The 13,050-nt window shown below is 69.0% G+C and carries 14 protein-coding genes; 7 read left to right on the top strand and 7 right to left on the bottom strand.

Annotated elements, in window-relative coordinates:
• Positions 1 to 8 precede the first annotated feature (8 nt).
• A complete protein-coding gene (gene ispH, locus ASF28_RS00680; protein ID WP_056086289.1) occupies positions 9 to 1,010 on the top strand; it encodes a 4-hydroxy-3-methylbut-2-enyl diphosphate reductase in 1,002 nt (333 codons plus the stop codon).
• A gap of 90 nt (positions 1,011 to 1,100) precedes the next feature.
• Entirely contained in the window at positions 1,101 to 2,066 is a 966-nt protein-coding gene (gene thrB, locus ASF28_RS00675) for a homoserine kinase (RefSeq protein WP_056086287.1), read from the top strand.
• A 13-nt stretch (positions 2,067 to 2,079) separates the two neighbouring features.
• Here the strand turns inward: thrB and ASF28_RS00670 are convergent, their stop codons facing one another.
• The gene (locus tag ASF28_RS00670) at positions 2,080 to 2,517 is read right to left on the bottom strand and encodes a YybH family protein (protein WP_056090991.1); all 438 of its coding nucleotides are present in this window, start codon (positions 2,515 to 2,517) and stop codon (positions 2,080 to 2,082) included.
• A 182-nt stretch (positions 2,518 to 2,699) separates the two neighbouring features.
• Entirely contained in the window at positions 2,700 to 3,182 is a 483-nt protein-coding gene (locus ASF28_RS00665; RefSeq protein WP_056086284.1) for a peroxiredoxin, read from the bottom strand.
• A 168-nt stretch (positions 3,183 to 3,350) separates the two neighbouring features.
• On the opposite strand from ASF28_RS00665, the gene ASF28_RS00660 reads away from it, so the two are divergent.
• Entirely contained in the window at positions 3,351 to 3,959 is a 609-nt protein-coding gene (locus tag ASF28_RS00660; protein WP_056086281.1) for a YqgE/AlgH family protein, read from the top strand.
• A 13-nt stretch (positions 3,960 to 3,972) separates the two neighbouring features.
• Here the strand turns inward: ASF28_RS00660 and ASF28_RS00655 are convergent, their stop codons facing one another.
• Positions 3,973 to 4,956 carry a hypothetical protein gene (locus ASF28_RS00655; RefSeq protein ID WP_056086278.1) on the bottom strand — a complete coding sequence of 328 codons (984 nt, stop codon included), beginning with the start codon at positions 4,954 to 4,956 and terminating at the stop codon, positions 3,973 to 3,975.
• A 387-nt stretch (positions 4,957 to 5,343) separates the two neighbouring features.
• Between ASF28_RS00655 and dnaK the strand changes: the two genes are divergently transcribed.
• The 4 genes from dnaK to ASF28_RS22130 all read left to right on the top strand — a co-directional run bounded on the left by dnaK (position 5,344) and on the right by ASF28_RS22130 (position 9,771).
• Positions 5,344 to 7,257, top strand: a complete 1,914-nt coding sequence (gene dnaK, locus ASF28_RS00650; protein ID WP_056086275.1) for a molecular chaperone DnaK — start codon at positions 5,344 to 5,346, stop codon at positions 7,255 to 7,257.
• A 111-nt stretch (positions 7,258 to 7,368) separates the two neighbouring features.
• Positions 7,369 to 8,532, top strand: coding sequence for a molecular chaperone DnaJ (dnaJ, locus tag ASF28_RS00645; RefSeq protein ID WP_056086271.1), 1,164 nt, complete (start codon positions 7,369 to 7,371; stop codon positions 8,530 to 8,532).
• Positions 8,533 to 8,702: 170 nt separating this feature from the next.
• Complete coding sequence (locus ASF28_RS00640) at positions 8,703 to 9,338, top strand: class I SAM-dependent methyltransferase (protein WP_056086268.1); 636 nt, start codon at positions 8,703 to 8,705, stop codon at positions 9,336 to 9,338.
• A 103-nt stretch (positions 9,339 to 9,441) separates the two neighbouring features.
• A complete protein-coding gene (locus tag ASF28_RS22130) occupies positions 9,442 to 9,771 on the top strand; it encodes a hypothetical protein (protein WP_157085256.1) in 330 nt (109 codons plus the stop codon).
• Between the two features lie 3 nt (positions 9,772 to 9,774).
• Here the strand turns inward: ASF28_RS22130 and deoA are convergent, their stop codons facing one another.
• The 4 genes from deoA to cdd are packed head-to-tail and all read right to left on the bottom strand — an operon-like array spanning position 9,775 to position 13,037.
• Positions 9,775 to 11,082, bottom strand: a complete 1,308-nt coding sequence (gene deoA / locus ASF28_RS00630) for a thymidine phosphorylase (RefSeq protein WP_056086262.1) — start codon at positions 11,080 to 11,082, stop codon at positions 9,775 to 9,777.
• Positions 11,079 to 11,807, bottom strand: coding sequence for a deoxyribose-phosphate aldolase (deoC, locus tag ASF28_RS00625; RefSeq protein WP_056086260.1), 729 nt, complete (start codon positions 11,805 to 11,807; stop codon positions 11,079 to 11,081). The genes deoA and deoC overlap by 4 nt, the downstream gene beginning before the upstream one ends.
• Entirely contained in the window at positions 11,804 to 12,634 is an 831-nt protein-coding gene (locus tag ASF28_RS00620) for a purine-nucleoside phosphorylase (RefSeq protein ID WP_082475931.1), read from the bottom strand. Before ASF28_RS00620 ends, deoC begins: the two co-directional genes overlap by 4 nt.
• Complete coding sequence (gene cdd / locus ASF28_RS00615; RefSeq protein ID WP_056086253.1) at positions 12,627 to 13,037, bottom strand: cytidine deaminase; 411 nt, start codon at positions 13,035 to 13,037, stop codon at positions 12,627 to 12,629. The genes ASF28_RS00620 and cdd overlap by 8 nt, the downstream gene beginning before the upstream one ends.
• Positions 13,038 to 13,050: the final 13 nt, after the last annotated feature.

Raw genomic sequence — 13,050 nt, 5'->3', positions numbered from 1 at the left:
CGGCTATCATGAGCGATGCACTCCCGACGACCCAGACCGCCCCCGTGGACGCTGAGAAGCCTCCCCTGGAGATTCTGCTGTGTGCCCCGCGCGGCTTCTGCGCCGGCGTGGTGCGGGCCATCGACGTGGTCGAACGGGCGCTGGCCATCTACGGACCCCCGGTCTACGTGCGCCACGAGATCGTCCACAACAAATACGTGGTCGAGAGCCTGAAGCGGAAAGGCGCCGTGTTCGTGCGCGAACTCGACGAGGTGCCGGACGGCTCGGCCCCGGTGATCTTCTCCGCCCACGGCGTGGCGAAGACGGTTCCCAACAACGCCGATTCGCGCGGGCTCACCACCATCGACGCCACCTGCCCCCTGGTGACCAAGGTTCACCGTGAAGCCGAGATCCACCACAAGCGCGGCCGCCACGTCCTCCTCGTCGGCCATTCCGGCCACCCGGAAGTGGTCGGCACCATGGGCCAGCTCCCCGCCGGCTCCATCACCCTGGTGGAGGATCTCGAGCAGATCGCCGCCCTCGAGCCCGAGAGCCGCGACAACCTCGCCTGGGTGACGCAGACGACCCTGTCGGTGGACGACACTCGGCACATCGTCGCGGCGCTGAAGGCGAAGTTCCCGACCATCACCGGTCCGCACAAGGACGACATCTGCTACGCCACCACGAACCGTCAGGAAGCGGTGAAGCAGGTGGCACCGCTCGTCGATGCCGTGATCGTCGTGGGGTCCTCGAACTCCTCGAACTCGCAGCGCCTGCGCGAGGTCGCCGAGCGCGTCGGCTGCCCGATCACCCGCCTCGTGCTCCGCGCCGAGGAGATCGACTGGGAGGCGTTCAAGGATGTACGCCGCCTCGGCCTCACCGCCGGCGCCTCGGCTCCGGAAGTGCTGGTGGAAGAGATCATCGATGCATTCGCGGCCCGCTACACCGTCACGGTGGACACGGTCTCGACGGTGGTGGAGGACATGTCCTTCCCGCTGCCGCGCGAACTGCGCAGCGAAGCCGCCGAATAGGCATCGGCTCCAAGCCCGGTTCGATCAGCAGGGGCGCCCATCGGCGCCCTTGCGCATTTTGACCCTCTCAACTGTTCGAGCGAAACGCCCGTGGCCGTCTACACCGAGGTTTCCGACGAGGCGCTGACCGACTTCCTCGGCGCCTACGACATCGGCACCCTGCTCTCCTACAAGGGCATCGCCGAGGGCGTCGAGAACACCAACTTCTTCGTCCACACCACGGCGGGCTCCTATATCCTCACCCTCTACGAGAAGCGGGTGCGGGCGGACGATCTGCCGTTCTTCCTCAACCTCATGGAGCATCTCGCCGCGCGGGGACTCGCCTGTCCGCAGCCGATCCGGAACCGGGCCGGCGTGAGCCTGGGCGAACTGTGCGGCCGGCCGGCTGTGATCGTCAGCTTTCTGGAGGGTGTCTCGGTCAAGCGGCCGACCCCCGACCATTGCCGGGCCCTCGGTCGGGCCCTCGCCGGTCTCCACGCCGCCGGCGGCGATTTCGGCATGCGCCGCGACAACAACCTCTCGGTTGAGGCGTGGGGCCCGCTGTTTCGAAGTGCGGACGCCCAGGCCGACACCGTCGCGCCGGGGCTGGCCGCGCGCGTGCGCGAAGACCTCACCGTCCTCGAAGCGGGCTGGCCGCGCGGCCTGCCCTCGGGCGTGATCCACGCCGATCTCTTCACCGACAACGTCTTCTTCATCGGCGACGACCTGTCCGGCCTCATCGACTTCTATTTCGCCTGCACCGACGCCTTCGCCTACGATCTCGCCATCTGCCTCAACGCCTGGTGCTTCGAGGCCGACGGCACCTTCCACCGCGACCGGGGCACGGCTCTTTTCGCGGGCTACGAGTCCGTCCGAGCCCTGACCGCCGAGGAAGTCGCGGCCCTGCCGATCCTGTGCCGCGGCGCGGCCCTGCGCTTCCTGCTCACCCGCCTCGTCGATTGGCTGAACGTGCCGCCGGGCGCCCTGGTCCAGCCCAAGGACCCCCTGGAATACGATCGCAGGCTGGCCTTCCACCGCACGGTGACACGGGCCGAGGATTACGGACGCGGTGCCTGATCGGGGCTGCCCGTCAGTTCCAGGTGTGCAGCACCGTCCGCCAGCCGTCGCCCTGGCGCTCCAGGACGTTGACCCAGTTTCCGCTGAACACCTTCCGGGCGCCACCGTCCCCCGGTCCACTGGCCTCCCAGCGTCCACTGGCGATGAGGAGGTCGCCCTTCGCCTTCGCCGACTGGACCGTGACCTTGTGGTCGGCGAACCCTTTCGACTTCAGGTTAGCAAAGTAGGTCTGGATGCCGGGGCCGTCCGCAAGCGGCGCGCCCTTGGTGACGACCTCCGCGTCGGGGCCGTACAGCCTGCTCAAGGCGTCCATGTCGCCGGCATTGAAGCTCTGATCCCAACGGTCGGCGGCCGCCTGCGCTGTAACCTTCGCGTCCTCCGCGATGGCGGGTGTCGTCACCGCCAGGGCAGCCACGAAGATGAGGACACGGGTGTGGGAACGAAAGGACATGACGTTCTCCCGGGCGAAATCTCGGATGATTCCCGAGGCGGCAATATCCACCAGAATTCGGTCCGATGAAAGCTTGATGAAGCGTTCGCCCGAATGTTTCGAAACTTCCGAATTCGGAGGGACTCACGAAAAAGCCCGGGGTTTTGCCCCGGGCTCGCAACGTCTCGACCGAAATGGGCGGTTCAGATGACCTTCAGCAGCGCGTCGACACCGGAAATCTCGGTCTTGGCCGGCGAATCCTCGATGTTGAGCACCCGCACCACGCCATCTTCCACCAGCATGGCGTAACGCTTCGAGCGCGGGCCGAGGCCGAAGCCCGTGCCGTCCATGTCGAGGCCCAGGGCCTTGGCGAACTCGGCGTTGCCGTCGGCGAGGAATTCGAGCCCCTCGGCGGCGCTGGCCTTCTGCCAGGCGTCGAGGACGAACACGTCGTTGACGGAGGTGATCGCCACGGCGTCGATACCGCGCGCCTTGATCTCGGCCAGCTTCTCGACGAAGCCCGGCAGGTGGTTGCGGTGGCAACTGGGGGTGAAGGCGCCCGGGACGCCGACGAGGACGACGCGGCGGCCCTTGAACACGTCGTCCGTGGTCCGGGCCTCGGGACCGTCCTTGCCGCTGACGCGGAACGTGACCTGGGGAAGATGGTCGCCAACCTGGATCGTCATGGGTGATCTCCTGTGGGCGTCGCGCCCGCGCGTGGAAGCCGTCTATCGCGCGGGGTCGAGCCTGTCGAGGCGAGGACGCGGGCCGTACACGCTCCCGTGAAAGCGATGCCGCGCCCCGCCCGACGTTTGGTTCTTGGACTAGGCCAGTGACGGGCGTAGCATGCCGCCATGCAGACCTCCCGATCCCGGACGGCCGATCCCGCCTACCTCGATGGCCAGTTCCTCATCGCCATGCCGGGGCTGACCGATGCACGATTCGCGCGCTCGGTGATCTACCTCTGCGCCCATTCCGCCGATGGGGCCATGGGCATCATCCTCAACAAGGCGATCCAGAATCTCGACATGCCGGATCTCCTGATCCAGCTCGAGATCGCCCAGGAGGCCGACGCCATCCGGCTGCGCGAGCGGGTCGGCCACATGCCCGTGCTCATGGGCGGTCCCGTGGACGCCAAGCGCGGCTTCGTCCTGCACACGGACGATTTTCACATCGATCAATCGACCCTGATCATCGACGACGGGATCTGCCTCACCGCCACCGTCGATATCCTCCGCGCCATCGCCGACGGCCAGGGTCCCGCCAGTGCCGTCCTGGCGTTGGGGTATGCCGGCTGGCAGGCCGGACAGCTCGAGAACGAGATCCTGGCCAACGGCTGGCTGACCTGCCCGGCCGATCCGGAGCTGATCTTCAACACGGCCCTGGAGTCCAAGTACGAACGGACCCTGCGCGGCATCGGCATCGATCCGGCCATGCTGTCGGTCAGCGCGGGTCACGCCTGACCCATCGAAAATTCTAATCCGGGAAGCCCGTCGCGCCGCCGGCATCCGGGTTCATGCCATCGACGGACGGCTGCGGCTTGCGGCGCGGGCGCGGGGTTGCCGACGCCGTCGGGGCGGCGGCGGTGTTGACGCCGAGGCGCGTGGCGAGCGCCAGGGCGCGGCCTTCGGTGAAACGCAGGTTGCAGAAGCCGTGGGCCCCCTCCCGCGCGTAGGTCCGGCAGAGTTGCTCACGATCGGAGGAGAACGCCGCCTGTTCGGTGACGATGGGGCGAACATCCTGGCCCCGCGCCCGCTGGGTCATCAGTTTGTAGTTCTCGCGCACCGCCCGGTCGGCCGTGCCGCGCGCACCGTCGAACTCGACGGAACGGGGGATCAGAGTCGCGGCGGCTGGGCCCCACAGGCCCGTCGGAGTGGTGGCGCAGTCGGCCGTCGTCACGGTGCAGATCCGGCTGGAGCCCAACGACGTCACGAGGACGCCCCCCTCGACCACCTCGAACCGGAGGGGGCACTCGCCGCCCGTCGCCTCGAAGCGGGGCAGACCGTCGGGACGGCCCTCCGAGGTAAGGGCCACGGGCGTGCCGCCGTTCCACGGGACCGTGCAGCTCTCGCTCGGCGCTGAAATCTTGGTGCCCGGCAGGGTGATGCGCGCCGTGGTCCCGGCGGCCGCCTTCTCCAGTTTCAGGGTGCCGCTGAGGCCGTTGTACATCAGCTCCTGGCCAATGACGTTGTCCTCCGCCGGGGCCTTCAGGACGACGGGCTGCTTCGGCGCGGCCGGCGCACGGGGCGCCTCGGCGGCCGGCGCATCGCCCGGCGCGCCGGGAGGCGGCGCCAGCGGCGTACCGGGCTGCATACCGCCCGGGACGCCGCGCGGCGGCACCGGTGGCTTGGCCGCGCGCCCGATCCCGAACAGCTCCTCGAAGAAGTTCTGCGCGCCGGCCGGATTCGGCATCGCGACGGCGAGCGGCAGCAGGAGGAGGACGCGGATCAACGGGGGCATCGAGACTTTCCGGCCGGTGAGCATGATGGAGGCGCGGCCAGTCGCCAGCCTACCATGCGGGCCATGGCTTGAACGTGGCGTCGATACAACAAGAACCTGGTCGCACGCGGCCGAAACCCATTCGCATGACGGGGATCGGCCAATCGGGAGAAGGGGATAACGCGGGCCCGTCCGATACGCTCCCGTGCTTTGCCGGATCGCCTTGCGGCTCCGCATCCCCCTTCTTATATCCGGCGGGACGCGGGATTAAGACCCGAGCTGGAGTGTTCTCGACGCTCGGTCCGGTCCCGGTTCCGCTCGACAATCTCAGTTTTTCCACCGCCATGGGCCGAGCTGCTTCGGGGCTCGGCGGTCTGCTTGACCAAGCGACAACAGAGGGATCCCACCATGGGTAAAGTTATCGGTATCGACCTCGGCACCACCAATTCCTGCGTCGCCGTGATGGAGGGCTCGCAGCCCAAGGTCATCGAGAACGCGGAAGGTGCCCGCACCACGCCGTCCATCGTCGCCTTCCTCGACGATGGCGAGCGCCTCGTCGGCCAGCCGGCCAAGCGTCAGGCCGTCACCAATCCGGAACACACGTTCTTCGCCATCAAGCGCCTCGTCGGCCGCACCTACGACGATCCGATGACGCAGAAGGACAAGGGCCTCGTGCCCTACAAGATCGTCCGCGGCGAAAACGGCGATGCCTGGGTCGAGGCCGACGGCAAGAAGTATTCGCCTTCGCAGATCTCCGCCTTCACCCTGCAGAAGATGAAGGAGACTGCGGAAGCCCATCTCGGCCAGCCGGTGACGCAGGCCGTGATCACGGTGCCCGCCTACTTCAACGACGCCCAGCGTCAGGCCACCAAGGATGCCGGCAAGATCGCCGGCCTCGAGGTGCTGCGCATCATCAACGAGCCCACCGCCGCGGCGCTGGCCTACGGCCTCGACAAGAAGAAGGCCGGCACCATCGCGGTGTATGATCTCGGCGGCGGCACCTTCGACGTGTCGATCCTCGAGATCGGCGACGGCGTGTTCGAGGTGAAGTCCACCAACGGCGACACCTTCCTCGGCGGCGAGGACTTCGACAACCGCGTGGTCGAGTACCTCGCGGCGGAGTTCAAGCGCGAGCAGGGCATCGACCTGACGAAGGACAAGCTCGCGCTCCAGCGCCTGAAGGAAGCGGCCGAGAAGGCGAAGATCGAGCTGTCGTCGGCGACGCAGACCGAGATCAACCTGCCCTACATCACGGCCGACGCGTCGGGTCCGAAGCACCTCGCCCTCAAGCTGTCGCGGGCCAAGTTCGAGAGCCTCGTCGACGATCTCGTCCAGCGCACCATCGAGCCGTGCCGCAAGGCCCTCAAGGATGCCGGCGTCTCGGCGTCCGAGATCGACGAGGTCGTGCTCGTCGGCGGCATGATCCGCATGCCGAAGATCCAGGAAGTGGTGAAGTCCTTCTTCGGCAAGGAGCCCCACAAGGGCGTCAACCCGGATGAGGTCGTGGCCATCGGCGCGGCGGTGCAGGCCGGCGTGCTGCAGGGCGACGTCAAGGACGTGCTCCTCCTAGACGTGACCCCCCTGTCCCTCGGCATCGAGACCCTGGGCGGTGTGTTCACCCGCCTCATCGACCGCAACACCACGATCCCGACGAAGAAGTCGCAGACCTTCTCGACGGCCGAGGACAACCAGAACGCGGTCACCATCCGGGTCTTCCAGGGTGAGCGCGAGATGGCGGCCGACAACAAGATGCTCGGCCAGTTCGACCTCATGGGCATCCCGCCGGCGCCCCGCGGCATGCCGCAGATCGAGGTGACCTTCGACATCGACGCCAACGGCATCGTCAACGTGACGGCCAAGGACAAGGCAACGAACAAGGAGCACCAGATCCGGATTCAGGCCTCCGGCGGCCTGTCGGACGCCGACATCGACCGGATGGTGAAGGACGCCGAGGCCAACGCCGAGGCGGACAAGAAGCGCCGCGAGCTCGTCGAGGTGAAGAACCAGGGCGAGAGCCTCGTGCACGCCACCGAGAAGTCGGTGAAGGAGTACGGCGACAAGGTCTCGGCCGACGACAAGGCCGCCATCGAGACGGCGATCACGGCGCTCCGCACGGCCCTCGACGGCGAGGATGTCGAGACCATCAAGGCCCGCACCACCGACGTGATGCAGGTCTCGATGAAGCTCGGCGAGGCCATGTACGCGGCCAACCAGGCCGGTGAGGCCGGGACCGAAGCGCCGGCCGGCGAAGCCAAGAAGGACGACGTCATCGACGCCGATTTCCAGGAAGTCGATGACAAGGACCAGAAGAAGCGGGCATAACGCCCCTTCGGGTACAAGGGGCCGGAGCGATCCGGCCCCTTGCCATGTCTGATGAGATGACGGTGCGGTCCTCGCTGGAGGTCGTTGCACCGAGGGACGTTGAGGGCGGGTATGTCGAAGCGGGACTATTACGAGATTCTCGGCGTCGCCAAGACCGCGACCGACGGTGAGATGAAGGTCGCCTTCCGCAAGCTCGCCATGACCTACCATCCCGATCGCAATCCCGGGAATGCCGAGGCCGAGGTCAAGTTCAAGGAAGTCAACGAGGCCTACCAGACCCTGACCGATGGTCAGAAGCGCGCCGCCTACGATCGCTTCGGCCATGCCGCCTTCCAGCAGGGCGGTGGCGGTCCCGGATTCGGCAACGAGTTCGGCGACTTCATGTCGGACATCTTCGACAATTTCTTCGGCGACGGTCGCGCGGCGCCGGGGGGCGCCCGGGCCGGGGCCGGGGCGCGCGGTGGCTCGACCCGCGAGCGCGGCGCGGACCTGCGCTACAACCTCGAGATCTCCCTGGAGGAGGCCTTTGCCGGCAAGGCCGAGACCATCAAGATGGCCACCGCCGTCACCTGCGAAACCTGCTCCGGCTCGGGCGCCAAGGCCGGATCGAAACCGCGCCCGTGCCAGACCTGCGGCGGCTACGGCCGGGTTCGGGCGGCGCAGGGGTTCTTCGCCATCGAACGGACCTGCCCGAATTGTCACGGCCGCGGCGAGGTCATCGACGACCCGTGCGGCACCTGCTCGGGCGCGGGACGGGTCACCCGCGAGCGGACCCTCTCCATCAACGTGCCGGCGGGTGTCGATGACGGTCTGCGCATCCGCCTCGCCGGCGAAGGCGAGACCGGCCTGCGCGGCGGCCCGGCCGGTGACCTCTACGTGTTCCTGTCGATTAAGCCGCACGAGTTCTTCCAGCGCGACGGCGCCGACCTGTTCTGCCGGGTGCCGATCAACATGGTGACGGCGGCGCTCTCGGGTGACATCACCGTGCCGGTCATCGACGGTTCGCAGACCCAGGTGAAGATTCCGGCCGGCACCCAGACGGCCAAGCAATTCCGCATCAAGGGCAAGGGCATGCCGGTCCTGCGGGCCCGCGACGTCGGCGACCTCTACATCCAGGTCTTCGTCGAGACGCCGCAGAACCTGACCAAGCGCCAGCGCGAACTGCTGCAGGAATTCGGCCAGTCGGCCTCCGACGAGAACCACCCCGAGAGCGCGGGCTTCTTCTCGAAGGTCCGCGAGTTCTTCGACGGCCTCGGCGGCACCGCCCGGCAATGACGCCGTGTGGGATCGAACCGCGCCGGTCCCGGTTATGATTGTGGCCGGGCGGCATCGCCCGATCGAACGCGCAGCCGGGCCACATGCGAAGTGCCGATGTCAGCTTGACTGTCCCCGGCCTTCGGCGTCTAGCCTTTCCTTCCCAAACCGTGATCTGAGGGCATAGGGTCTTGCCGCCGCTTCGCCGTCCCAGCACCAAGCTCCAAGCCGCGCCCGGCGCCTTGAATCCGCGGCGCGATCCCTTGGAGGACGAGGCGCGCTTCCTGCGTTCCTGGTTCGAGCGGCCCCTCGTCACGGGGTCGGTGACGCCCTCGGGCAAGATGCTCGCCCGCACCATGGCGTCCTACGTCGATCCGCGGATGGCCGGGCCGGTCATCGAACTCGGCCCCGGCACCGGCCCGGTGACCGAGGCCCTGATCCGGCGCGGGATCGAGCAGGAGCGCCTGATCCTCGTCGAGTACAATCCGGATTTCTGCCGGCTGCTGCGAACGCGCTTTCCCCGGGCCAACGTGGTGCAGGGCGATGCCTACGACATCGCCGCCACCCTCGGCGCCCTGGTGCAGGAGAAGGCCGCCGCGACGGTCTCGAGCCTGCCGCTGTTCACCAAGCCCCTGGAACAGCGCCTCGGCCTGCTCAACGCCGCGCATGCGATGATGCATCCCGGCGCACCCTTCATCCAGTTTACCTACGCGGTGGTGCCGCCGATCCCCGAGCGCTGCGATGCCGGCACCTATACGGCGAGCCGCTCCAACCGTGTCTGGCTCAACCTGCCTCCGGCCCGCGTCTGGGCGTATCGCCGTCCCTGACGCCGGGCTGAACGCGCCCGCCGGCTGGCATTCACGGCCGGGTCCTTAGAGTCTTCCTGGTTGGGCCGAGGTGTCCTCGGCCCGCTGCAATCGGAAGACCGTCATGGCTTTTCGCACCCCTTCGCTGCTCCCTCGCCTTCTTGCCACCGGTCTCGCCGTCGCAACCGGTCTCGGAATGACGGCGGCTCTCGCGATGCCGTTTTCGCAATCGCCCCATCCATCCGTGGTCGTCCCCGTTCACGACCACGATGGGTATGGCGACCGTGGCTATGGCCGCGGCCATCATCACCATCATCATCGCGGACACGACCGCGGCTGGGGCGGCGGTCATCGCGGGTGGGACCACGATCGCGGCCATGGCCGGCGCGGCTGGGGGCATCATCACCACCACGATCATCGCGGTGGCGGATATCGCGGCAACTATCCGTACTGACCGTCAGGCGATGCGGTCCCGCAACGGCGCGTCGGCTGCGCCCGGTGCGGGGCCGATGCCATAGGCGGCACGCAGGGCCGCCTCGGCGCGGTCGGCGGCCGCAGCATCGCGGGCGTGGATGACGGCGAGGGGCCGGTCGGGACCGACCGCATCGCCGGCCCGGGCGAGACCGGTGAATCCGACGGCCGGATCGATGCCGTCCTGCGGTCGCGTCCGTCCACCGCCGAGGCCGATGACCGCGAGCCCGATGTCGCGGGTCGCCACCCGCGCGACGTAGCCGGACTCCACCGGCACCGGTCGCACGACGTCGGCCTTGGCGAGATACCGCTCCGGGTGGTCGGCGAGATCGGCCGGGCCACCGAGGGCCGCGACCATCTGCGAGAAGATCTCCAGGGCGCGCCCCGAATCGAGGGCCCTCTCGAGGCGGGTGCGGGCCGTGGGCAAATCGTCGGCCAAGCCGCCGAGCGCCAGCATCTCGGCACCGAGTTCCAGGGTGACGGTGTGGAAGGCGGTCTCCCGCGCGCGTCCCGTCAGGTAGTCGAGGACATAGGCGACCTCCAGGGCGTTGCCGGCGGCCGAGGCGAGGGGGGAATCCATATCGGTGACCAGGGCGACGGTCCTGAGACCGGCGCCCGCCGCCACGCCGACGATGGCCTCGCCGAGGCCGAACGCCTCGTCCGGATCCGTCATGAACGCGCCCGAGCCGACCTTCACGTCCATGACGAGGCCGTCGAGGCCGGCGGCGAGCTTCTTCGACAGGATCGACGCGGTGATGAGATCGAGGGATTCCACCGTGCCGGTGACGTCGCGGATGGCGTAGAGGCGGGCATCGGCCGGGGCGAGCTCCGGCGTCTGCCCGATGATGGCGCAGCCGACCTCCCGGGTGACGCGCCGGAAGCGGTCGAGGTCCGGACGGGCGTCGTAGCCGGGGATGCTGGCCAGCTTGTCGAGGGTGCCGCCGGTGTGCCCGAGGCCACGCCCCGAGATCATCGGAACGTAGCCGCCGCAGGCCGCCACCATGGGCGCCAGGGCGAGGCTGACGGCATCGCCGACGCCACCCGTGGAATGCTTGTCGAGAACCGGCCCGGGCAGGTCCCAGGTCAGAACCGTGCCGGATCGGGTCATCGCCCGGGTGAGGGCGACGCGCTCGCCGACGGAGAGGCGCCGGAAGAACACCGCCATGGCGAAGGCCGCGGCCTGTCCCTCGGTGACGCGGCCATCCGTGAGACCGGCGATGAAATCGGCGATCTCTGCAGGCTCGAGTTCCCGTCCGTCGCGCTTGGCCCGGATCGTCTCCTGCGGCAGCCTCATGCGGCGGTCTCCAGGGCTGCGACGAGGGCGGCGTGCAGGCTGCTCGCGCCGATGCGGAAGGTTTTCGGGGTTGCCCAGTCCGGCCCCACGATCCGATCGGCGAGGGCGAGATACAGGGCGGCGTCGGCCACCGTCCTGATTCCACCCGAGACCTTGAGGCCGTGCGTCCCGCCCGCGTCGCGGATGGCGTGGAGCATGATCTCCGCCGCCTCCGGGGTCGCCGAGACGGCCGTCTTGCCCGTCGAGGTCTTGATCATATCGGCGCCGGCGGCGAGGGCGAGGCGGCTCGCCTGCGCGATCAGGTCCGGGGACCGGAGCATGCCCGTTTCCAGGATCACCTTGAGGCAAGCCGGGCCACAGGCCGCGCGCACGGCCGCGACCATGCCGTGCGCCGGCTCCGCCCGCCCGTCGCGGAGGGCCCCATAGGGCAGGACCAGATCGATCTCGTCAGCGCCGTCGCACAGGGCCGCGCACGTTTCACGGACGGCCCGTTCGACGTCCTCTCCCCCCGCCGGGAAGTTGACCACCGTGGCGACGGCCACCGTCGATCCGGCGAGCAGCCGGGCCGACTGGGCGACGAACCGGGGCCAGACGCACACGGCGGCGACGCCGCTGGCCCGGGCGGTTCGGCACAGGGTCTCGATGGCGGCCTCCGTGCCCGTATCACCGAGATCGGTGAGGTCGAGGAGGGGGAGGGCGCGCCGGGCGGTGAGGGATTCGGTCATGCACGGGGCTCCGGCAGGAGGCTGACGAACGCCTCGGCGAGGCGGGCGAGGTCGGTGGCGGCGCGCGCCGCCACGGCCTTGGTCTCGTCGTGGTGAGGGTCGCCGTCGCCGATCCCGGCGGCGAGGTTGGTGACGACGGAGACGGCCGCAACGGGCAGGCCGAAGAAGCGGGCCAGGATGGTCTCCGGCACCGTGGACATGCCGACGAGGTCGGCGCCGAGGATGCCGGCCATGCGGACCTCCGCCGGCGTCTCGAAGCTCGGGCCGGAGAACCAGGCATAGATGCCCTCGTGCAGGGCCACGCCGCAGGCCTGCGCCGCCGCATGGAGGGTTCTTCGCAGATCGGCGTCGTAGGCGCCCACCATGGGAACGAAGCGTCCGTCGCCGGCCTCGCCCACGAGGGGGTTGAAGCCCGACAGGTTGATGTGATCGCTGAGGGCCACGAGGCTGCCCGGACCGGCCTCGGGGCGGAGCGACCCGGCGGCGTTGGTGAGCAGGAGCGCGCGGGCGCCCAGCGCCCGGGCGATGCCGAGCGGCACCCGCATCACGCCGGAATCCCCCGTCTCGTAGGCATGGGCGCGGCCCTCGAACACCAGCACGCGGCGTCCCCCGAGCGAGCCGGCATGCAGTCGCCCGCCATGGCCGCTGACGCGCGGCGCCGGGAGGCCGGGGATTTCTCCGTAGGGCACCGAACGCGTCTCCGTCAGGCGCTCCACCATGGCACCGAGGCCGGTGCCGGTGACGATGGCGCAGGCGAACGGACCGCCGAGGCCCCTGGCCCGCAGGAGATCGGCGGTCGCCGCCATGAGCGGCGTGGGCTCAGGCATGACGCACCAGATTCTCGGGCCCGAACGATTCGGGCAGCAGGGCGCCCAGGGTGAAGCGTGCCAGGACCCCGTCGCCATCGGCCACATGGATCACGGTCTCGGGCGCGGCGAATTCACGGATGCGCTGGCGACACGCGCCGCAGGGCGTGACGAGGCCGGGGCCGGCCCCCATCACCAGCATTTCCCGGATGGTCCGGCCGCCGCCCGCCACCATGGCGGCAATGGCCCCGGCCTCGGCGCAGGTGCCGACGGGATAGGCGGCGTTCTCGACGTTGCACCCGGCATGGACCGTGCCCTCGGCGTCGCGAAGGGCCGCCCCGACGGTGAAGTGCGAATAGGGTGCGTAAGCCAGGGCGCGCACGGCCCGCGCGGCGTCGAACAGGCTTTGAAGATCGAGGTTCATGCACGATCATTGG

Origin of the sequence: Methylobacterium sp. Leaf99 (assembly GCF_001422375.1) — a bacterium.
GTDB lineage: Bacteria > Pseudomonadota > Alphaproteobacteria > Rhizobiales > Beijerinckiaceae > Methylobacterium.
The sequence above is the reverse complement of the archived record's forward strand: the minus strand, read 5'-3'. Positions and strand labels throughout refer to the sequence as shown.